The organism is Bacillota bacterium LX-D, assembly GCA_031628995.1.
Taxonomy (GTDB): Bacteria; Bacillota; DUOV01; order DUOV01; family Zhaonellaceae; genus JAVLUO01.
This window is the reverse complement of sequence record JAVLUO010000001.1, coordinates 322,512-342,097: the sequence shown is the minus strand read 5'-3', so window position 1 is coordinate 342,097 and position 19,586 is coordinate 322,512. Positions and strand designations below refer to the sequence as shown.

The 19,586-nt window shown below is 37.3% G+C and carries 23 protein-coding genes and 1 pseudogene; 11 read left to right on the top strand and 13 right to left on the bottom strand.

The window, feature by feature from the left end:
- Window positions 1-48: 48 nt before the first annotated feature.
- Window positions 49-609, bottom strand: a pseudogene (locus RDV78_01830) (nitroreductase).
- 144 nt (window positions 610-753) lie between these two features.
- Between RDV78_01830 and RDV78_01825 the strand changes: the two are divergent.
- The gene (locus RDV78_01825; GenBank protein MDS1029244.1) at window positions 754-1,254 is read left to right on the top strand and encodes a nitroreductase family protein; all 501 of its coding nucleotides are present in this window, start codon (window positions 754-756) and stop codon (window positions 1,252-1,254) included.
- A gap of 184 nt (window positions 1,255-1,438) precedes the next feature.
- Window positions 1,439-1,867 (top strand): Hsp20/alpha crystallin family protein, encoded by a 429-nt coding sequence (locus RDV78_01820; GenBank protein MDS1029243.1) that lies wholly within the window; start codon window positions 1,439-1,441, stop codon window positions 1,865-1,867.
- Between the two features lie 248 nt (window positions 1,868-2,115).
- Here the strand turns inward: RDV78_01820 and RDV78_01815 are convergent, their stop codons facing one another.
- Window positions 2,116-3,141, bottom strand: coding sequence for a hypothetical protein (locus RDV78_01815; GenBank protein ID MDS1029242.1), 1,026 nt, complete (start codon window positions 3,139-3,141; stop codon window positions 2,116-2,118).
- A 267-nt stretch (window positions 3,142-3,408) separates the two neighbouring features.
- Between RDV78_01815 and RDV78_01810 the strand changes: the two genes are divergently transcribed.
- Window positions 3,409-4,521 (top strand): NAD(P)/FAD-dependent oxidoreductase, encoded by a 1,113-nt coding sequence (locus tag RDV78_01810; GenBank protein ID MDS1029241.1) that lies wholly within the window; start codon window positions 3,409-3,411, stop codon window positions 4,519-4,521.
- Window positions 4,522-4,557: 36 nt separating this feature from the next.
- Here the strand turns inward: RDV78_01810 and RDV78_01805 are convergent, their stop codons facing one another.
- From RDV78_01805 to yedE, 4 genes are all read right to left on the bottom strand, one after another.
- Window positions 4,558-5,439 (bottom strand): VanW family protein, encoded by an 882-nt coding sequence (locus RDV78_01805; protein MDS1029240.1) that lies wholly within the window; start codon window positions 5,437-5,439, stop codon window positions 4,558-4,560.
- A gap of 112 nt (window positions 5,440-5,551) precedes the next feature.
- The gene (locus RDV78_01800; protein MDS1029239.1) at window positions 5,552-5,776 is read right to left on the bottom strand and encodes a DUF3343 domain-containing protein; all 225 of its coding nucleotides are present in this window, start codon (window positions 5,774-5,776) and stop codon (window positions 5,552-5,554) included.
- A gap of 1 nt (window position 5,777) precedes the next feature.
- Window positions 5,778-5,999 carry a sulfurtransferase TusA family protein gene (locus RDV78_01795; protein MDS1029238.1) on the bottom strand — a complete coding sequence of 74 codons (222 nt, stop codon included), beginning with the start codon at window positions 5,997-5,999 and terminating at the stop codon, window positions 5,778-5,780.
- Window positions 5,992-7,077 carry a YedE family putative selenium transporter gene (yedE, locus tag RDV78_01790; protein ID MDS1029237.1) on the bottom strand — a complete coding sequence of 362 codons (1,086 nt, stop codon included), beginning with the start codon at window positions 7,075-7,077 and terminating at the stop codon, window positions 5,992-5,994. The genes RDV78_01795 and yedE overlap by 8 nt, the downstream gene beginning before the upstream one ends.
- 182 nt (window positions 7,078-7,259) lie before the next feature.
- Here yedE and RDV78_01785 point away from each other — a divergent pair, with 182 nt between their 5' ends.
- From RDV78_01785 to RDV78_01770, 4 genes are all read left to right on the top strand, one after another.
- Window positions 7,260-8,414, top strand: coding sequence for an aminotransferase class V-fold PLP-dependent enzyme (locus RDV78_01785; protein MDS1029236.1), 1,155 nt, complete (start codon window positions 7,260-7,262; stop codon window positions 8,412-8,414).
- An 18-nt stretch (window positions 8,415-8,432) separates the two neighbouring features.
- Window positions 8,433-9,194 carry an acyl-CoA dehydratase activase gene (locus RDV78_01780; GenBank protein ID MDS1029235.1) on the top strand — a complete coding sequence of 254 codons (762 nt, stop codon included), beginning with the start codon at window positions 8,433-8,435 and terminating at the stop codon, window positions 9,192-9,194.
- A 141-nt stretch (window positions 9,195-9,335) separates the two neighbouring features.
- Window positions 9,336-10,607, top strand: coding sequence for a double-cubane-cluster-containing anaerobic reductase (locus tag RDV78_01775; GenBank protein MDS1029234.1), 1,272 nt, complete (start codon window positions 9,336-9,338; stop codon window positions 10,605-10,607).
- Window positions 10,608-10,612: 5 nt separating this feature from the next.
- Window positions 10,613-10,882 (top strand): DUF3343 domain-containing protein, encoded by a 270-nt coding sequence (locus RDV78_01770; protein ID MDS1029233.1) that lies wholly within the window; start codon window positions 10,613-10,615, stop codon window positions 10,880-10,882.
- Between the two features lie 14 nt (window positions 10,883-10,896).
- On the opposite strand, the gene RDV78_01765 is transcribed toward RDV78_01770, so the two are convergent.
- On the bottom strand, window positions 10,897-11,256 hold the full coding sequence (locus RDV78_01765; protein ID MDS1029232.1) for a DUF4363 family protein: 360 nt from the start codon (window positions 11,254-11,256) through the stop codon (window positions 10,897-10,899).
- A gap of 11 nt (window positions 11,257-11,267) precedes the next feature.
- Window positions 11,268-11,984 (bottom strand): DUF421 domain-containing protein, encoded by a 717-nt coding sequence (locus tag RDV78_01760; GenBank protein ID MDS1029231.1) that lies wholly within the window; start codon window positions 11,982-11,984, stop codon window positions 11,268-11,270.
- Between the two features lie 138 nt (window positions 11,985-12,122).
- On the opposite strand from RDV78_01760, the gene RDV78_01755 reads away from it, so the two are divergent.
- The 3 genes from RDV78_01755 to RDV78_01745 all read left to right on the top strand — a co-directional run bounded on the left by RDV78_01755 (window position 12,123) and on the right by RDV78_01745 (window position 14,401).
- Window positions 12,123-12,830 (top strand): lytic transglycosylase domain-containing protein, encoded by a 708-nt coding sequence (locus RDV78_01755; protein MDS1029230.1) that lies wholly within the window; start codon window positions 12,123-12,125, stop codon window positions 12,828-12,830.
- A 101-nt stretch (window positions 12,831-12,931) separates the two neighbouring features.
- Window positions 12,932-13,732, top strand: a complete 801-nt coding sequence (locus RDV78_01750; GenBank protein ID MDS1029229.1) for a Cof-type HAD-IIB family hydrolase — start codon at window positions 12,932-12,934, stop codon at window positions 13,730-13,732.
- A 33-nt stretch (window positions 13,733-13,765) separates the two neighbouring features.
- On the top strand, window positions 13,766-14,401 hold the full coding sequence (locus RDV78_01745) for a hypothetical protein (protein ID MDS1029228.1): 636 nt from the start codon (window positions 13,766-13,768) through the stop codon (window positions 14,399-14,401).
- A gap of 153 nt (window positions 14,402-14,554) precedes the next feature.
- On the opposite strand, the gene RDV78_01740 is transcribed toward RDV78_01745, so the two are convergent.
- Both RDV78_01740 and RDV78_01735 read right to left on the bottom strand, forming a co-directional pair.
- Window positions 14,555-14,941: an HTH domain-containing protein gene (locus RDV78_01740; protein ID MDS1029227.1), complete on the bottom strand. Its 387-nt coding sequence runs from the start codon at window positions 14,939-14,941 to the stop codon at window positions 14,555-14,557.
- Window positions 14,942-15,032: 91 nt separating this feature from the next.
- Window positions 15,033-16,220, bottom strand: coding sequence for a cyclopropane-fatty-acyl-phospholipid synthase family protein (locus tag RDV78_01735; GenBank protein MDS1029226.1), 1,188 nt, complete (start codon window positions 16,218-16,220; stop codon window positions 15,033-15,035).
- Between the two features lie 306 nt (window positions 16,221-16,526).
- Between RDV78_01735 and RDV78_01730 the strand changes: the two genes are divergently transcribed.
- Window positions 16,527-18,314 carry a diguanylate cyclase gene (locus RDV78_01730; GenBank protein ID MDS1029225.1) on the top strand — a complete coding sequence of 596 codons (1,788 nt, stop codon included), beginning with the start codon at window positions 16,527-16,529 and terminating at the stop codon, window positions 18,312-18,314.
- 130 nt (window positions 18,315-18,444) lie between these two features.
- Here RDV78_01730 and RDV78_01725 read toward each other — a convergent pair whose 3' ends face one another.
- From RDV78_01725 to RDV78_01715, 3 genes are read right to left on the bottom strand one after another with little or no spacing between them, the layout of a single operon-like run.
- Entirely contained in the window at window positions 18,445-19,017 is a 573-nt protein-coding gene (locus RDV78_01725) for a manganese catalase family protein (protein MDS1029224.1), read from the bottom strand.
- A 12-nt stretch (window positions 19,018-19,029) separates the two neighbouring features.
- The gene (locus tag RDV78_01720) at window positions 19,030-19,290 is read right to left on the bottom strand and encodes a spore coat protein CotJB (protein MDS1029223.1); all 261 of its coding nucleotides are present in this window, start codon (window positions 19,288-19,290) and stop codon (window positions 19,030-19,032) included.
- Complete coding sequence (locus tag RDV78_01715; protein ID MDS1029222.1) at window positions 19,290-19,478, bottom strand: spore coat associated protein CotJA; 189 nt, start codon at window positions 19,476-19,478, stop codon at window positions 19,290-19,292. Before RDV78_01715 ends, RDV78_01720 begins: the two co-directional genes overlap by 1 nt.
- Window positions 19,479-19,586 lie beyond the last annotated feature (108 nt).

Sequence of the window (19,586 nt, the reverse complement as noted above, 5' to 3'; positions counted from 1 at the left end):
TTACTCAATAGAGCATTGGATGGTGCTTTCAATTACACTTTATCCAGGTTATCTAATAATATTTACTGTGCCCTCTTTCCTTGGAGCAGGGGAGGGTTGGCCCTCGCCTTTATAACCGAATGCACCAGAACCAACAGAGACATAATCCTTAGGAATGCCCAATTCTTTTATTAGAATTTGCCCGTCTTCAGTAGGAAATACGAAATTCATTGTATGTATCCAGCAAGAGCCAATCCCTAAAGACTCTGCTGCCAGAAACATATTTCCTAGTGCCAAGCTTCCGTCATTTTACGGTGCAATGGCTTTTTGGTCGCCAGTAACGATAATAAAGGTGGGAGCATTGTAGAAAATACTGAAGTCTTCGGCTTTAGCCCTTTCCTCAAAGTTTTTGTTGCCCGATTTTAGAAAAGCAGCTTTACAGACTTCATTTATCCTTTGCAGCATTTCCTTCTTTTGTACCACAGTAAAGTGCCAGGATTGCTGGTTCATGGCACTTGGAGCAAATTTACCTGCTTCAAGGATAGTTTGTAGTTCTTCGTCCTTAATCTGCTCCTTTTTAAACTTTCGTATACTTCGTCTGTTTAAGATGGTTTTTACAGTTTCGTTCATTTTTCTCCCCTTTTCTATTAGTAATTAAAATTTGCTATATTTGATAGCGTTTTTTATAATAATAATTTACCAGTTTTTTATACGTTGTATAGAAAAACTTATGTTGGGATAAAACCTTATTAAAGGAAAACAAGGAGGTAAATTATGCAGGCAATTTTCGATAGGAGAAGCATTAGAAAATATACCGAGAGGGTAGTTTCAGAGGAACTGATTGAAAAGATATTACGAGCAGGCATGGCAGCACCATCTGCTGGCAATGAGCAGCCCTGGCACTTTGTTATTATTGATGATAAAGCCGTTCTTAATGAGATACCAAAGTTTCACCCCTATTCCCAAATGCTAAAAGAGGTTAGCCAAGCAATTGTTGTTTGTGGTGATCTGTCTCTGGAAAAATTTCCAGGCTTTTGGGTACAGGACTGTTCTGCTGCCATGGAAAATATGCTTTTGATGGCACAGGAACTGGGGTTAGGCTCAGTATGGCTTGGTGTATATCCCATGGAAGACAGAGTAAAGGCACTGCAAAAGCTATTAGGATTACCGGAAAGCATTATACCTCTCTCCATCATGCCAATTGGTTACCCCGCAGAGACTAAAGAACCTACGGAACGATTTTACCCAGCAAGGATACATAGGAATAGATGGTAAGTTTTAAGCAGAGGATTATTAGCAACAAAGGATAATTATTGAGTAATATAAACCTAAAATTTGCTAGCCATGATTAAGGATTAATTATTTATAAGCTAGAATTTTGTTAAACATGTTCGAAAAATACTTATAAAAAATTAAAAAAAGCAAATCCTAAACTTAAAAATATAAAGGAGGATTTTACATGAGTCTTATTCCGTGGAATTCTATTAGGGATATGGATAACTTTGGAAGGGAAATGAGCAATTTCTTTGATTATTTACCAACAAAATTATTTAGCGGAATGTCAGCACCGAGAGTGGATATTTACCAAACAGACGCTGATATAATAGTCAAGGCTGAAATACCTGGTGTTGCAAAAGAAGATTTAAATTTGTATATTGATGAAAACTCCATAAGAATTTCTGGACAGACAAAAAAGGAAAATGAGTTAAAGGATGAAAACGTCTACAGAACAGAAAGGTATTATGGAAATTTTTCTAGGACGATTCCCCTGCCTGTAGGGGTAATATCGGATCAAGCAAAAGCTGAATATAAAGATGGTATTTTGTCTATTACAGTTCCAAAGAGTGAACCTTCAAAGTCTAAAGGAAGAAAAATCGATATTCAATAAAACAAAGCAGCCTGGTAAGTTCACAGGCTGCTTTATTTGGACATAAATGCTTTAAGTTCAGAGGAACGTAAAATTTATGATTTAGTTGCCCGGAGGTTTTTAGCAGTTTTAAGCCAGCCTTTTCTTTATGAGCAGACAACTGTTACGAGCGCAAGGGCAAAGAAATCCATCCTACTTCCAAAGGAATACAGTTAATAAATCTAGTGCCTTCCCATTGAAGTCCCCTGAATTAACAGCCATAGTTGAAACTAATTTTTAAAACAGGAATTTAAGATGGAAAATTTAAAATCTTGATGTTCTTTTTTTAGTAAATTTGTTTCTTTCCAGCGGATACCTTGTGCAATATACTCATGTAATAAAATATCATAACCATTTGTCAATCGAACAAAATCAAACCTATATCTACCTTGCTTGCCTATAGCGTAAACGTAGATGAGAGAATCTTTTCTTTCAATATTGACAATTTTATCGATTAGTCCGTACCAGTTCTTATAAATAGCTTCAACAATACTTGGGGCATCCCAGTCCCAATGGTGGTAAGGAGCACATAAAAAATCTTCTGGTAGATAATTTAATGATTTAATTTTCCAGCCACCGGAAGCAACCTGTTCGGTAGTTATGAGCCCATAATAATAAGCAAAACAGCTAGGCTGAGCTTTGTTTTCCTTATAGCGGGGGCCTGTAATTACTTCAATTTCTACTAAATGATATTGTCTGTTTTCCGGTGTATCGGGAGGCATATATGCAGGAAGAACTTTTAAAAGGGTAGTGTGGCCAATTCCGGAAAAGGATTGGATAAAGGAACTTAAAGGCAACTGCATTTTTTTACTAGGGCTTAGCAGTTCATAAGCATAGGGATAAGGTAGTTTATCTAAGCCTACAGTACCGCATCCTCCGGAATAGCCGTACATATTAGCTGCCTCTTTTAGAATGGAATAATAGGCATGAATAACATCTACGGCATTAGCATAATTTCCCGGATAACCTGGGGCAATTTTGGGCAGCTTTCCTTCATCAATTTGTTCTGGCAATTGAAAATGATACTTGAGATTCAGAGCCTGCTCCTTAGCTGGGCGCTGGAATCTTTCGCTATATTCATTTTCCTTGTTTCTGATTTTGGCATAGTTCTCTAGATCATACTTGGACTGATGAACAAAACCTCCCATTACCGATTGAGTGGAATTAGGAACCCATAGGTACCATACGAGTAATGTAGAAGTCAAAAGAAAAAATACTGCCAGAAGCTTTACAATTTTTTGTACTGAAATAACCATTTTATCATCTCCTGAAGTTAAATTTATTAAAGGATAAGAAAAAAATTACTAACAGTTTGTACATCTGATTATTTGTTAGTTAATTGTGAAAAGTAGGATATTATTTATACTGAAGGTTTAGAAAATAAATAACCATAGGGAGTTTTCCCAGTGGTAGACTTGCCATTGTAGAGTGGATAAAAAAAGAAGCTGACTGGGGGCGGCTGTAGACTGTGCGGTAATTGCATAAAATTGCGCAAATCGGGGATTTTATAAACAGGATAAGAGGTGTTTGTCATCGAAGTAGCTATTATGGGAGCAGGCTTATCTGGTTTAGTTTGCGCAAAAATTTTAGAGCAGCATGGTATTAATCCTGTTATTTTTGAAAAAAGGAAAATTGCTGGAGATCGCTTTGTTAATGGAGAAATACTACTGGATATCCTTAATCGGCCTTATGCAAATTCTTTAGCCTACTTTGCTAATCAATATGGAATTTATCTTAGGCCAATTGCCCAAATTAATAAGATTACTTTTTTTGGGGAGAATTCAAAAGGTATAATTAGAGGAAATTTGGGTTATAGCAACTTGCGGGGAAGACACCCGGATTCTTTTGATCATCAGTTAGCAAAGCAGGTTAAAGCAAAAATCGTTTATAACTCTGACTATACTATTGAAGAATTAGCAAAAAATTTTACCCAAGTTGTAGTAGCTACGGGAGATGCGGCCTACAATACTAAGATGCAAAATTATGAAGTAGATTTGACCGTAACTTTAAAAGGTGCTACAGTTGAAGGCATTTTTAAATTTAATCAACTTGCTGCCTGGCTCAATAATAATTTTGCGCCTCAAGGCTATGCTTATTTAATACCCTTTTCCGGGAAAGAAGCAAATATTGTTTTTGCATTTCCCGATTATCCCCATAATGCAGCACTTAATATTGAGGATTTATGGGAAAAATTCTATACCCGGGTTTGCCAAGATCTTGGACAAAATTTACGAGTAACAGATACATTTGAGGTTAAAAAGTATATCATTGGCCGCTGCCTGAAGCCTAGAATCAATAATATCCTTTTTACCGGCAATTGTTTTGGAACCATTAATCCAGCCTTCGGTTTTGGGCAATTTAATTCTATTTTAACGGGGATTTATGCCGCTAAACATTTATGCAACCTGGGAGATTATGAAGAATTAACTAAGGGAATCAAAAAAAATTATCTAAACTCCCTAGTCCTAAGAAGAATCATGGAGCAGCTAAATAATCCTCAGCTAGATTTATTAGTTCGCTTCTTAGAAAGTAAGTTGGTAAGTAAAGCTTTTAGCTTGGGAAAGGTCGACTATTTTAAACTTCTTAGCTACGTGCTGCGCCCAGTGCTGCTTTTTAGTCACCCGAAACTACAGTAAAACAGGCTGCGTTTCTGCGCAACCTGTTTTTTAGGATTACCAATCGGAAATTAGTACAGTTTGTTCATTTTCCTGCCATTGAACCTTCTTACCAAATGCTTTTGCTACAAACCTTAAAGGAACATACACATAATTACCTTTCAAAAATGGTGGGCGGCTTAACGAAATTTCCTGCCCATTTAAAAGAGCTGTTTCACTGCCAATGTTTAGCTTTACTTCAGCGTTGCTATTATAAATATTAACCTCTTGGTCATCCTGATGCCAATTAACATAGAAGCCCAGTTTTTCACTGATCCCTCGGAGAGGAACAAAGACTGTACCCTCCTCAAAATAAGGTGGGACGGGGAAACTAACTTTCTCGTCATTTAAAAGTACCGTAACGGGTTTTTCCGCTGCAATTTTAAATATTTTAACCACAACATAGTTATTGGCAAAAAAACTCTTTATCATCACTCTATCCTTAGTGGCATTGACAAATTTTAAATCCTTACTTCCCCAGGCCACAGTGGCATCCTTGCCTCGAGGAATATATTTTACGCTTAGACTGTGACTATGCCTTTCTGTAATGACTAAATTTGCCTTTAAGGCTGCCTGGTATAAAGTAGAGGACAGTTGGCAAATGCCTCCTCCGTACCCGCTAACTACTTGGCGATTTTCAAAGATTTTAGCGATCTTAAAACCAGTTGCTTTTGTTCGAGGCCCAACTACTTGGTTAAAAGAAAAAACTTCTTGGGGCTCCAGAATATATCCACTGATTTTGTGCATAGCTAAAGTGATGTTGGTAATTCGTCCGGAACTGCGGTCATAAAGTGGAGTTTGGTAAGAACCGATTTCCTTAAGGGTTTGGGCCCCTGCGGGTAAAATGGAGGTTAGGATGAAGATAAAGAAAGCCAGGATGACAATGGAACATTTTTTCATCTTAACTAACAGCTCCTTTAATTAAACTTATGGTTTCCTAAATTTGTATTGCCGTGAAAGTAAATTTATGAACGTGACTTTGTAAAAAAAACCTAGGATTTTACACCTAGGTTTATTCATCTAAAATATAAATTTTATCGTACTCAAGATTTTGGTTTGCCGCTAAAGAAATAACTTTTTCTTTTAGTTCCACGGGAAATTTGGCGGAAACTCCGCAGCTGGAACTTATTTTTCTGGGCACAGGTACCAATCTAACTGCTATCCCGAAAAATTTTAAGGACTTTTCAAATCTTAAGGCGGTGTAATATGAATGAAAAGTAGCAACACAATAAGCCATCTCATAACACCTTTTTAATTGTAAGTGTATATTCACTATTAGCTCCAGCTATTTCAACAGAATAGTGTTTTCTTTCGGCAAATCTTTTAATGTTTTCTACAGCAACTTGAGTATCGGCTAGTACTTGAATTTCCTTCTCATTAGTATTTTCTAAAGCTTTCTTAGTCATGAGAACAGGTTCTGGGCACGACCTGCCTCTAGTATCAACAACGTTTTTACTCAACGGGCACACCAACCTTTCTACTAGCATTTATATTCTGCCAGGTGACAAAAAGTGCAATAGTTAAAACTACAACCAGCCCGATGATAACAGCCACTTGCCCAGACAAAGAAACACCCTTAGGGCTTGCAGCTAAGCCAAAGTTATGAGCAAATGCTGCCCCTGCGAATAACCCTAAAATTGTGAAAGCAGCATCTGAATCCCCTTCGGAAGCTAAAATGGTTTGCCTAAAAGGACAGCCGCCTAAAAGTACAGATCCTAAACCAGTTAAAGTCATACCTAAGAAATTCCATAAGAAATCAGTATGGGCTATAGGCTGGCCAATAAAGCCAATTTTAATCAAGGAAGGATTAAAAATTAAATTGCCAATCATAGCAAAAACAAAAATACCTATTAAACCACTTAAAAGATGAAAATCTTTAATTAAGAAAGCATCTCTAATGCCACCAACAGTACAAAATCTGCTTCTTTGGGCTACAACCCCAACAATTAACCCTACTAATAAGGAAATTAGTAAAGGTGCATGTGCTGCCCCGGGACCTTTTTGGCTAAAATTAATAAAAGATGGGTGAATAACTACAAAAAATAATAAAATCAAGGCAATCACAGGCATAATATAACCATTCAGATTGGACTGGCCGTAACTTCTCCCTAAGGAGAATCCGGATTTAAGAAATTGAATACCAATGATAATTCCTGCAATAAAACCTAAAAGACCAGTTAAAGCATTTAAATCTCCATTGGCTAGACGTAAAATCATTCTTAAAGGACAGCCTAAAAAGACTAGAGCACCAATCATGACAAAAAATCCAATGACCAATCTGATAAGAGGAGAGGAACCTCCCCTGGCTTTAAATTCTTTGGTGCCAAAAGCAATTACAAAAGCACCTAAAATAAAGCCAATAATCTCAGGACGTATATACTGGACTGTAGATGCTTGGTGCAATCCTAGGGCGCCAGCAGTGTCCCGCAAAAAGCAGGCTACACAAAGCCCCATATTAAGCGGATTGCCAAACTTGACTAGGGCTGCTGCTAGGATGCCAATAATGGCTCCTGCTGCAACAATTTTCAACTTGTTCAATTTTTTAACCTCCTTTACTTTTTTTAAAAAAGATACGAGTTAATTAAACAAATTATGATAAATATGTTCATTACATTAAAATTTTTAATGGAGAATGAAAAAATATTAAATAATTTTATATTTAGCTTAACTCTAATCAGAAATTTTTTATGTTAATATGCTAGATAGTAGAGGTGATTGGAATGCAGGTATATGTGGACAATGCAGCCACAAGTCAAGCTAAGCCACCAAGTGTGCTGCAAGCCATTGAATATTATTTTAAAGAAATTAATTCCAACCCTGGTCGGGGAGGATATGAACTTTCCTTAGAAGCCGGAAGAAAAGTACTGGAAGCAAGGGAAACTTTGGCTAGGTTTTTTAATGTTCCTAACCCTAACCAAATTATTTTTACTTCAAATATTACAGAGGCTTTAAATACAGCAATTCAAGGGCTTCTGCAGCCAAACGACCACGTTCTTATTACTGGTTTGGAGCATAATGCAGTAGTTCGCCCTTTAAAATTTTTGGAGAAAATTGGCGTAAGTTATAGTATTATACCCACTAGCCGTGAGGGTCTTATTGAACCTTCTTCAGTGGAAAAAGTTCTGCAGCCAAATACTAAAATGATTGTGGCTACCCATGCTTCCAACGTGGCAGGGACAATTGTGCCTCTTAAAGAAATTGGCGAAATAGCAGCAGCTCATGGCTTATATTTTGTTATCGATACAGCCCAAACTGCAGGTTGTCTGCCCCTGGATTTTCAAAACTTAAAAGCTTCAGTTCTGGCTTTTACGGGCCATAAACATTTGCTGGGCCCTATGGGCATAGGTGGTTTTTGTGTTCGGGAAGATGTGGCAGAAATAATGCGCCCCCTTTATGTAGGCGGCACAGGAAGTATTTCTGATCAAGATGTTCAGCCGGATTTTCTGCCGGATAAATTTGAAAGCGGGACTCTTAATACCTTAGGCATTGTGGGTTTAGCAGCAGCAGTAGAGTATATATCAAAAGTTGGTTTAGACAAAATACGAGAGAGGGAAATAATTTTAACTAAATATTTATTAGAAGGTTTACTCGAGCTGCCTGAAATTACAGTTTATGGCCCCCGCAACCCCCAACTGCAGACAGGTACAATTGCTCTCAATGCAGCTCAAATGGATAATGCTGAATTATGCTATGTTCTTGATCAACAGTTTAAAATCATGACCCGCCCCGGGTTGCATTGTGCGCCCTTAGCTCATAAAACCTTAGGTACTTTTCCAGAAGGTGCTTTACGAATAAGTATTGGCCACTATACAACTGAACAGGAAATAGCTTATGTACTTGATAGTTTGAAAAAAATTTTAGCCCGTAGTTGCTAAAAGTGGAGTGAGTTTAAAATGATAGCTGTTGGCATTGATGCAGGATCAACTGCAACTAAAGCTGTGCTCATTGACGGAGACAAAATTAAAGCTTTAATTCGTCCTACGGGTTGGAGCCCTCGTCAAGCGGGAAGGGATATATACGCCGAGTTGCTGAACCGGGAAGGGTATAGTGCAAAACAAATAGATAAAATAGTTGCCACAGGCTATGGCAGAATTGCCTTAGATTTGGCACAGCAGAAAGTTACGGAAATAACCTGCCATGCTAAAGGAGCAGCTTTTTTGCTGCCTGGAGCTGATATGGTTATTGATGTCGGAGGACAGGACAGCAAAGTAATCAAAATCGATCCTAAGGGAAAAGTTCTGGACTTTGCCATGAACGATAAATGTGCTGCCGGTACCGGAAGGTTTTTACAGGTTACGGCAGCTGCTTTAGGATTAGATGTTAGTGAACTTCCGGAGTTTTCCCAGGTTGAAAAACCAGTCAACATTAATAATATTTGTACAGTTTTTGCAGAATCAGAAATTATTGGACTCTTAGCCCAAGGAATAAAAAAAGAAGCAATTGTAGCAGGTTTACACCTTGCCGTAGCCAAAAGGGTTGCTGCTATGGTTAAGCGCATGAGCAGCGGCAAACAGATTGTTTTTACAGGCGGCGTGGCTTTAAACCATTCAGTGCAAAAATATTTGGAACAAGAGTTAGGCACTAAGCTTTATGTCCCCAAATATTGTCAGCTAGCAGGAGCATTAGGTGCTGCTTTGCTAGGCTTAGAGGTATAAATTAATTTAATAATTTGTCGGGCAATCATTAAAAGATTTAATCACAGATATAAAGGTAATTAATCTACCCTTGGAAAAATATATTACGTATGTAGCAAATGTAGCTTGCTGAATTATTTTATTTAATTGGAGGTCAATATAATGGCTGATTACCGACAAATGTGGACTAGTTTGGGGATGGATTTGGAAAACCATGATAAACTTTGCGAAGTATTGCCTGAGGTCTATACTAATGTTTATCTAAGTCAAGATAATCGTCCGGAAGGAATGGATTATTTTAATTTTGTAGTGGCGGAAATTCACGGTGTTCGCCCAGCTGAGCTAATTGAGCACCAAAAAAAGGGTGGAAAAGTGTTTGGTACTTTTTGTATCTTTGTGCCAGACGAAATTATTTTTGCAGCAGGTGGCATTGCCACTGGCCTCTGTGGAGGATCTCAGTTTTGGGTTCCTGGAGGAGAAAAAGTGCTTCCTGCCAATACTTGTCCACTAATTAAAGCTTCTGTGGGAGCACGGCTAGATAAAACCTGCCCATTTTTCCGGATTGCTGATATCTATGTTGGGGAAACAACTTGCGATGGAAAGAAGAAAGCTTGGGAGATATTAGCTGAAGATGTTCCTGTCTACGTAATGGATTTGCCTCAAATGAAGAGAGCAAAAGATATTGCTGCTTGGGAAGATGAAATAAAATTATTTTTAGCAAAGGTTGAAGAGACAACAGGAAATAAAGTAACCCCGGAAGCATTGGGAGAAAAAATTAAATTAATTAATGCAAAACGGAAAGCGTTGGCTCGTTTGCATGGGGCTAGAAAAAATGCAACTCTGCCTATTAGCGGTAAAGATGTACTGCTGGCAACTCAAGTATCCTTTTACGATGATCCTACCCGTTTCATTGAGCAGACTAATTCTCTGTGTGACGAAATAGAAGGAAGGGTGGCTAAAGGAGAAGGGGTCTTTCCTGCCGATACACCTCGTATTATGATTACTGGTTCCCCCATGGCTATTCCCAATTGGAAGCTGCATCATATTGTTGAAACCAGCGGAGCAGCCGTAGTGGTGGAAGAAATGTGCACAGGCAGCCGCTATTATGAAAATTTAGTTGATGAAACCCAGACTACTTTAGATGGACAGATTCGGGCTTTAGCTGAACGCTATATGAAAATTAACTGCGCTTGCTTTTCACCAAATACCAATCGTATAACAGATATTATACGTTTGGCTAAAGAATATAAAGTTGATGGTGTTTTAGATACAAACTTAAAATTCTGCAGTCTTTATGCCACAGAAAGCTATAACGTGGAGAAAGCTTTAAAAGAAGCAGGCATCCCAGTAATGCATTTAGAAACTGATTACAGCGAACAAGACGCAGAGCAGCTACGCACTAGAATTGAAGCTTTTCTGGAAATGCTGAGGTAGTTTCTATGACTGATCAAGAAAGCTTCCAATACTATATTTTATTTGCCAATCATAATGAGGGTTTGCTGCTCCGGAAGGAGCTGAAGGCAGCAGGCATTAAAAGTACTATTGCACCTACTCCCCGGAAATTTAGCAAATGCTGTGGTATTTCATTGTTAATTACTGAAGAATATATTGAAGCTGTACAAGGAAAAATAGCTGAAAAACAAATTAAGGTTGAAGGCATCTACAAAGACAAAAAAGTTGTTGCTCAGAATTGGAATAAATTTTGCTAAGTTATTTTGCTAAGTTACATTTCGCCAATACTCCGCCAAAATTCTTGAATTAAAAGAATTGTGGCCAGTGAACTGGATTGCTCTTTAGTTTCCAGATAGCCTTGGAGTAGGGTAAAATTGTTTTCAATATCGTTGACGTAGTCATGGTCAATATTAATCTGCATTAAGGGTCTTAACTTTTTCCAAGTTGCCTGAGTGGTATTTAAACTGTCTAGAGCACTTGACCAATTTGCAGAGCGGATTAAATTTTCTGTTTCTTTCACTTCCTGGGAGAAATCATTTTTTAGATTATTATATTCCTTAACTACTACCACAGAGATTACCATAATTACAGCTAAGGCTAAAGTTAAAAATAAAGATAATATTTTTTTCATTGTCATCACCTTTAATTTTTTTGGGTGTCAATTGTGAAGAATGTTTGATCGTCCTTTAAGTCGATATAAATGTTTCCTTGGGTATCTAATTGAGCCAAGGAAACATTTTTTATATCTAAAATATTTTTTTTAGCTAAATGATGGAGAAGCCAGGCTTGAGATAATTTTAAAGACTTTAGAGCGTCCGTCAGCACAACCCCATTTTGAATTAAGACAGTAGGCAGCCCCTCGTAAGCAGTAGTAATTCCTAAATCGCTGGGAGTAAGGGGACTTTTTTGGGAAGTTTTTTGAATGCTCAGTTTCCCGTTGGCTTCAAAGAGAGCAAACTCTACATCTTCTATTTTAAATATTCCTTTCACCCTTAGTTCCGAAAGCAAATCATCAATGGTCAGGCGAATTCTTCTTAAGTTATTTTCCATGATTTTGCCATTTTGAATAACTATAGTTGCTTCACCTTCTACTACTTTTCTAATCCAAAGATTATGGACGCAAAGGTAGGCTAGCAAAATAGGCAGTAAAGCCCAAACTACCATGCCTGCTAAGGTAGCCAATGTATTTTGGTTTACAGAGACGGAAAGAGTAGCAGCAATTGATCCAACTGTAATGCCAACAACATAATCAAAAAAAGTTAATTCTGCTACCTGCTGTTTATTCATTAAGCGAACTAAGAATAAAAGGCCAATAAAGGCAATAAAGGAACGAATAATTACAACTAGAATAATAGACAAAACATCACCCTCCTTTGGTAAAAATCATTATTTATTTTAAACATTCTAAGCTTTGTCTATTCTTTCTACTTTAAGAAGGAATATAAAGTTTAAAGCAGAATAATAAAGTAAAAATACTTTGTATAAAGGGTTGTATTAATGAAAACATCTGGAGTAACTGAATTAAATAGACAACAGGTGAAGAGTTCCACTGTTTCCTCTGGGGCTAAGACTCAGCAATTTAATCAGGTTTTCAATGCTGCTTTGCAAAAGGGAAATAATCAATACGATTATTTATTTCAAGCTGCAGGTGAAAAATGGGGCGTTTCACCTGCTTTGCTTAAAGCTGTAGCTAAGGCTGAATCAGGTTTTAATCCTAATGCAGTTTCCAAAAGCGGTGCTCAGGGAATAATGCAGCTTATGCCAAAAACGGCTCGCTCTTTAGGCGTAAGCAATTCATTTGATCCTGCGGAAAGTATTTTTGGAGCCGCCAAGTATTTAAGCTCAATGCTGAATCGTTATGATCAAAATATCAAATTAGCCTTAGCCGCATATAATGCCGGGCCCGGCAATGTCCAAAAATATGGGGGAGTGCCTCCTTTTGCGGAAACCCAAAAATATATTAGTAAAGTGTTGTCTTATTTGGACTCAGGCAGCCAACAAGCTGCTGCTCAAAATATTAACGTTGCTGCTTCCCCTCCCAAGTACCAGCCGGCAGCCCAGGTTCAGCCTCAGAGTACGCCAAGGGCAACTGTTACAACGGAGGAGCTTGGAGCAGAAGATAGTACTAAACAAGAGCTGCTTTGGGCTAAAATGATTTTAGCGGAAATAGCATTATCTTCTATGCTAAATTCAGAAGAAGGGTAAATTATAGGCAATTGGTTCGATATAAGTACCAATTGCTTTTTTTTGTCAAAGAAATCGGAGTAATGCTATAATAAAAGGTAAACTATAAATAAGGTGATTTTATGAAATATAAATTAATAGCAATTGATATAGATGGTACATTATTAACTGATAACTTATATATTGAGCAAGAAACAATTGATAATATTCGTCAAGCAACAGCCCGAAATGTACTAGTTACCTTATCTACAGGAAGAGTTTATAATTCTGCACTTCCTTTTGCCCAAAAGCTTCAGTTAGACGTACCCTTAATCACCTGCAACGGAGCAGTGATTAAGGGTGCTAAGACGGCAACAAAGTACTATGAAAAAACAATTGCGGAAAGCTGCGCCCTTGAAGTAATTGATTATTGTCAAGCGAATTCTTTAGATATAAGTATTTACCGGCAAGATGAAATTTTTATAGATGAAAAGAGCATTAATTGGGAAATTCATACTTACCGAGATTGGACAACACCCCAAATTCTAACTGGACAAGAGCAATTTCAGGATTCAATTATTAAATTTTTAATTAATGCTGCTGATAAGCAGAAACTGGCAGAGCACAGTCGCAAGCTAGCGGAACTTTTCCAGAAGGATTTGAATTTTTATTTTTATTTGCCCGATTTTGTTGAAGTGTATGCTAAAGAAGCTACTAAAAAAAATGCTCTTCAATTTTTAGCTGCCAAATTTAATATTAAAAGAGAAGAAATTATTGCCATTGGAGATAATTATAATGACCTAGACATGATTGAGTATGCAGGTTTAGGCGTAGCCATGGGAAATTCCCCTTCAGAATTAAAGAATATTGCGGATTTTGTTACGTATTCAAACCACGAAAATGGTGTTAACTATATCTTCAAAACCTTTGTTTTGCAACCTTAATGCATTTTAGTGTGAAATGGAAAGGAGTAAATTATGAACCAGCAAGAACTAAATAATTCTAAATGCCAAGGTGATTGTGCCGACTGTTTTGGAGAAGATGGTGACCAATGCCAGGAAAGCAGGCCATTAGTTTTTACTGAACTGGAAAATTTAAAAGGTGTACCTCCGGAAGTATTAGCTGTATCATTAGGTTGTTCAAGCCCCCTTATTTCTGCCCAAATCAAAGAAGGATTTACCGTTTTTGCTTGTGGCAATTTAAGTATTTTAGAAATTTTATTAGCCGGCTCCCATGCAGGTCATACAGGACATGTTTATGTTTTACCCTTCGCTAGTCAAACAGAAGTTTTTTTTCAACTTTATCAAGAATTAGTTCAGGAAATTGGAAATATTGAAATCTTAGACGATACTTCCCTTTTGGCTCTTGGTAGGGAAAAAGTAGATCTATTGATCGGCAATTTCAACAACTTAGAAGTAGAAGAAGCTGAGGAATTTTGGACCGAAGTTCAGGAAATACTGGTACCTAATGGTAGTATTTTTGTAGTTGATAGTACAGAAAATAATAAAAAATCCAAAAATATATTAGAAAAAGTTTGTTTTAAAGCAATCGAAATAGAACCATTTTTTACCATGGGGAAAGAAAGTAGCACTATTTTAAAAGCCCAAAAATAGCTTGAATATTAGTCCTAAATAAAACCTTACATATTCCCGATTTCCTTGAAAGCATTATCCTTAGAAGCAGGTATTATTCCTGAACAAGAACAAGTATAAAATAAACTTAAAATAAAGATTAAAAAGGTTCAAAGCCAAAGCTTTGAACCTTTTTTAATCTTCTGTTTTATAATCCCAAGGAACAAAGAGAATTTGATCCCCTTTTTTATAGGCTTTACCCAATTCACAGTGGCGCAAAATAGCCAGTTCCTTCCGAATCTCAGTTTCACTAGCTCCAATCTTCTTCATTATTTCTTCAACGGTAGCCCCCTCTTTTTCTTTAAGAAATTCGTAAATTGCTTTCTGCCGGGGGGTGAGTCCTTCGGTTCCTTTTAAACCCAGTTGCTTTCTGGTACTGGTAGCACTGTGTACAGCCATGGTGTCACAAGGTTTTAAAACCGTTTGTTTGGACATGGCACAATCTTCACAGTAATCGCGTCCATTAACTTTATAAACATCGTCTAATGCCAATTCCTGGCCGCATTTAGCACAAACTACCATTGCAGAAACCTCCTTTAATTATTTACTATATAATATTGTTGCTTATACTCATTTTTAAGTCAAGAGAAAGTATCTAATAGTATAGGAAAAATTATTGATAAAGATAATGCCTTGTCATTGCTAAATTATTGTTTAACCCTTTCGTGAAGACAATTTGGTGGATATTTAAACCACTTGCTTTAAAGGAAGCAGCACAGGAATTTAAATATAGCCGCCACATGCGCACAAACCTTTCCCCAAATTTTTCTCTGACTGAGTCAACATGCTCTTCGAAATTTCTAGCCCAGTGTTCCAAAGTTCTTGCATAATGGAGCCGTAAACTTTCTACATCCAGCAGATGAAAATTGTATTCTGGCAATAACCCAATCAGTTCCCGAATTGAAGGTATGTAGCCTCCAGGAAAGATGTATTTTACTATCCATTCATTGGAAGGCCCTTCCGTTAAACCCGTAATGCAGTGCAAAACTGAGACTCCCTTAGGACGTAACATTGTGTTTACAGCTTCCATATATTTAGGTAAGTTTGCTCTGCCAACGTGCTCAACCATACCGACGCTGACAATTTTATCGAATTTTTCACCGTTTGCGGCCTGAGTACGATAGTCAGCTAACTCAACATCAACTAATGATTCCAATCCAAGCTCTTTAATCCGTTCTTTGGTTTTGGCATACTGTTCCTCACTTAATGTAATCCCCACAGCTTTCACACCATATTGTTGAGCTGCTCGAATAATTAGCCAACCCCAGCCGCTGCCAATGTCTAAAAGCCTTTCTCCCGCTTTAAGCTGAAGCTTTTTAAGGGTATAATCAATTTTTTGCAGTTGTGCTTGATAAAGAGTATCTTCAGGGGAACAAAAATAGGCGCAGGAATAGCTCATGGTTTCATCTAGCCAAAGTCCATAAAAGTCGTTTCCTAAGTCATAATGATAATGAATATCCTTTTTAGATTTTTTGATTGAAGTTGACTTGCGATTTCTGTTGCAAAGCATATTAATAAGCTTAAATGCTTTCTTATTTAAGATAGGGCTATCGCTTTTATATAGAGTTTCCACAGCCTCTTGCAAATTGCCTTGGCAGTCGATAATTCCAGCCATATAAGCTTCTCCGAAAGCTAAAGAAGGATCCTGTAGAATCTTTTTGTAGGGAATTTTTTCTTTAATGAAAACTTTAAACTTAGGTTCCCCACTGCCATATTTCTCAGTGGTACCATCCCAGTAGGAAACAGTAAAGGAACTATTCTGTACTCCTTGTAAAAACTTACTTATAAAACTTTTTTCCATGCTCATCGAAACCACCCTATTTTTTGTGTAATTCGTTTCTAATAATAATTTATGAGTTTATTATAATATTTTACTGCTTTTTGAGGCATTTAATTTTTATTTTTCCAAAACCTTTGAATAAAATGCAGGCAGTAGCCAAGTTTAAACTATAAAGTTAGTTTTTATTAGGTACTACTAAAACTTTCTTGCCATGAGTAGTTTTTTTGCTAATTTTGTGGCTAGGGCAATACCTAGAAGGAAAGGAGGTACATCGTAAGAAATGTCGAAAGATTAGTTTGATAAACCCAAATAAGAGGTGGAACTTACGTGGATGAGAATGTGTTCTATAGAGTAGCAGTGGATAATTCTTCCACAGCCTATGCCTACTATAAAATTATTTATAGTGCTGATGGTTCAGCAGTAGATTATGAATACATAGCAGTAAATCCTGCCTTTGAAAAATTAATGAATTTAAAAGCCGCCGATATTATCGGGAAAAAATCTAGCCAAGTTGTTCCTGGTGTTAAGCGAAAGAATCATTGTTGGATGTTTTACCTGAATAAATTAGCTAAAGGTGGACGCAATACATTAAATATCTATTTTGAAAATGTCCGGCGCTGGTGTAAGGTCTATGCCTACTCCCCTGCGCAGGATTATTTTGTAGCAGAATTCCACGATATTACTGCAGAGTTAGCAGAAGACGAAAATAAATTGGAAAAAATCAAAATAGAAGAGGCGCTGCAAAATGAACAGGCTCAACTATTATCCCTCTTAGAAAGTATTGATGAGCCTATTTTTGTCTCCGACCTAGAGAGCTATGAAATACTTTTTGCCAATCAAAATGTCAAAGATATTTTTGGCTCAGATATAGTTGGCAAAAAATGCTTTCAGGTCATGGAAAAAAGGGATCGCCCATGTAAAAGCTGCGCAGATCAAGTTGGTAAGTGGCAGACTTATCAAACCTTTAGGTTTGAAAAATTTAACCAAATTGCCCAGAAACATTATCAAATTACAGATCGGATCATCAAATGGCCGGATGGAAGGAATGTACGCCTGGAAATTGCTGTAGATATAACAGAAATTATTAAAAGAGAAAAAGAAATTACTTATTTAAGCTACCATGATAAATTAACCGGCCTCTATAACAGAGCTTTTCTGGAAAAAGAATTGCACAGGTTAGATACGGAAAAGAAGCTGCCTATTTCTTTGATTATGGGAGATGTAAATGGATTAAAGCTAGTTAACGATGTATTTGGACACCAGCAAGGAGATAAGCTTTTAAAACTCATTGCTAAAATATTATGTGCCTCCTGCCGCAGCCAAGATATTATTGGCAGATGGGGAGGCGACGAGTTTGTCATGCTTCTGCCTGAAACTCCTGAACCAATAGCAAATGAAATTTGTGAACGTATTAAGCGGCATTGTAACCAATATAATTGTGCAGAATTTTCCCCAAGCATTTCTTTAGGTTATGCCACAAAAGATAAGCATAATGAAGATATTAATAGTATTCTAACTAAAGCTGAAGACTATATGTATAAACACAAGCTCTTAGAAAGCAGAAGTCACCATAATTATATTCTTGCATCTATGAAAAAAACCTTGTATGAGAGGAGCTGTCAAATAGAAGAACATGCCGATAGGATAGTTGAGATCTGCAAAAAAGTGGGTTCTATGATGAAGTTGTCTGGAGATCAGCTTAACGATCTTGAAGTATTTGCCATGCTTCATGATATTGGGAAAATTGCTATTAAGGATAGCATTTTAAATAAGCCAGGGAAGTTGACGGAAGAAGAATGGTTAGAAATGCGCAAGCACCCGGAAATAGGTTATCGGATTGCCCAAACAGTGCCCGAATTAATGCCTATAGCAAAGTATATTTTAGCCCATCATGAAAGATGGGACGGAAAAGGTTACCCTCAGGGTCTCAAAGGAAAGGAAATTCCTCTTTTAGCGCGCATTTTAGCCATTGCCGATGCTTATGATGCTATGACGGAAGACAGGCCTTACCGCAAAGCCATGTCTTCCGTAGAAGCCAGAGAGGAATTAGTAAGAAATGCCGGAACTCAGTTTGACCCGGAAATATTGCAATATTTTTTGAGTATTCTGCCATAGGTCGAAGACACGGTTGGGCTGGATTAATGGCTAAGTATTTTGAGGGGAAACCCTTACAAAACTTATTACATTCTCATTAAAAATCCTTAAGGCAGCTAAAACTCCCGCTGCCTTAAGGATTTTATACATCTTAATAATATTTTTTACTATTCAACTTTTCCTGCACGTGGTTAAGAGTCTCTCCAAAACGCTGGAAGTGGACAACTTCCCTTTCTCTTAAAAATTTAAGAACATCGATTACTCCTGGGTCATCGGTTAAATTTATTAAGTTTTCATAGGTGGCTCTCGCTTTTTGTTCAGCAGCCATATCTTCATGCAGATCGGCTACAGGGTCGCCTAGGCAGGCTACGTATTTAGCAGACCAAGGTACTCCATTAGCGTCTGTCCAGAATAAACCGTTATCGTGTTGAGCATACCAGCCGCCTAGTCCGGCTGCTTCCATTTCTTGAGGGGAAGCGTCTTTAATTAATTTATAGACCATAGTAGCGATAATTTCCATATGAGCTAATTCTTCTGTACCTATGTCAGTTAGAATAGCTTTGGCCCTGCTAGTTGGCATGCTGTACCTTTGGTTCAAATACCGCAGGGAAGCAGAAAGCTCACCGTCTGGCCCGCCGTATTGTGTAATTAAATATTTAGCCATTTTAATATCGGGTTTTAAAACCTGCACAGGATACTCTAATTTCTTTTCATATATCCACATAACTCTTACCTCCTAGTACTCAATTTCCCAAGGCCAAGGTGATTCCGTCCACTGCCAAGTAGAGCCGTTGTTGGGCGAAAAACCATAAGATAATAAAGGACCATAGCGGTCTTCATAGGCCATTTTAGCTTTGTTTAACTCTTGGCTAATTTTATTAAACATTGCTAAAGGCTCTTTTTCTTGGGGATGAGTGTCAAGGTAAAGGGTTAATTCTACAGCTGTAAATTCTAATTCTTGAATTCTGCGCAAAGCATCAACTTGATCATACCTCATTACTTATACCCCCTTTTGTGATAAGGATCATAAAGTTCAGAGAAGATAGTTCCTCTTTCTAAAGCTTCCCTAGGACTAAATATTTTTCTGAATTTTTGATTAGGAATATAAGCTCTAGCAAGTTGCATGTTTTGTCTATTGTCGTTATCTGAATATTGATCTTCATAGGAAAAGTTTTTATTAAACATTTTATCCCTCCTTATGCCTTAGTACATCTTATTGATTTTACTAATATTTTGTGACATATCTGCTAATTAAACTATAAGGACAAGGAGGGAGAAATAATTAGTGTAATG

What these genes read in the sequence shown, in the direction of transcription:
- RDV78_01780 (MDS1029235.1), top strand. Translation starts at nt 8,433, where the DNA reads ATGATAGCTGTTGGCATTGATGCAGGATCAACTGCAACTAAAGCTGTG.
- RDV78_01750 (MDS1029229.1), top strand. Translation starts at nt 12,932, where the DNA reads ATGAAATATAAATTAATAGCAATTGATATAGATGGTACATTATTAACT.
- RDV78_01740 (MDS1029227.1), bottom strand. Translation starts at nt 14,941, where the DNA reads ATGGTAGTTTGTGCTAAATGCGGCCAGGAATTGGCATTAGACGATGTT.
- RDV78_01765 (MDS1029232.1), bottom strand. Translation starts at nt 11,256, where the DNA reads ATGAAAAAAATATTATCTTTATTTTTAACTTTAGCCTTAGCTGTAATT.
- RDV78_01745 (MDS1029228.1), top strand. Translation starts at nt 13,766, where the DNA reads ATGAACCAGCAAGAACTAAATAATTCTAAATGCCAAGGTGATTGTGCC.
- RDV78_01715 (MDS1029222.1), bottom strand. Translation starts at nt 19,478, where the DNA reads ATGTTTAATAAAAACTTTTCCTATGAAGATCAATATTCAGATAACGAC.
- RDV78_01755 (MDS1029230.1), top strand. Translation starts at nt 12,123, where the DNA reads ATGAAAACATCTGGAGTAACTGAATTAAATAGACAACAGGTGAAGAGT.
- RDV78_01770 (MDS1029233.1), top strand. Translation starts at nt 10,613, where the DNA reads ATGACTGATCAAGAAAGCTTCCAATACTATATTTTATTTGCCAATCAT.
- RDV78_01800 (MDS1029239.1), bottom strand. Translation starts at nt 5,776, where the DNA reads ATGGCTTATTGTGTTGCTACTTTTCATTCATATTACACCGCCTTAAGA.
- RDV78_01815 (MDS1029242.1), bottom strand. Translation starts at nt 3,141, where the DNA reads ATGGTTATTTCAGTACAAAAAATTGTAAAGCTTCTGGCAGTATTTTTT.
- RDV78_01720 (MDS1029223.1), bottom strand. Translation starts at nt 19,290, where the DNA reads ATGAGGTATGATCAAGTTGATGCTTTGCGCAGAATTCAAGAATTAGAA.
- RDV78_01785 (MDS1029236.1), top strand. Translation starts at nt 7,260, where the DNA reads ATGCAGGTATATGTGGACAATGCAGCCACAAGTCAAGCTAAGCCACCA.
- RDV78_01820 (MDS1029243.1), top strand. Translation starts at nt 1,439, where the DNA reads ATGAGTCTTATTCCGTGGAATTCTATTAGGGATATGGATAACTTTGGA.
- RDV78_01725 (MDS1029224.1), bottom strand. Translation starts at nt 19,017, where the DNA reads ATGTGGATATATGAAAAGAAATTAGAGTATCCTGTGCAGGTTTTAAAA.
- RDV78_01825 (MDS1029244.1), top strand. Translation starts at nt 754, where the DNA reads ATGCAGGCAATTTTCGATAGGAGAAGCATTAGAAAATATACCGAGAGG.
- RDV78_01775 (MDS1029234.1), top strand. Translation starts at nt 9,336, where the DNA reads ATGGCTGATTACCGACAAATGTGGACTAGTTTGGGGATGGATTTGGAA.
- RDV78_01805 (MDS1029240.1), bottom strand. Translation starts at nt 5,439, where the DNA reads ATGAAAAAATGTTCCATTGTCATCCTGGCTTTCTTTATCTTCATCCTA.
- RDV78_01735 (MDS1029226.1), bottom strand. Translation starts at nt 16,220, where the DNA reads ATGGAAAAAAGTTTTATAAGTAAGTTTTTACAAGGAGTACAGAATAGT.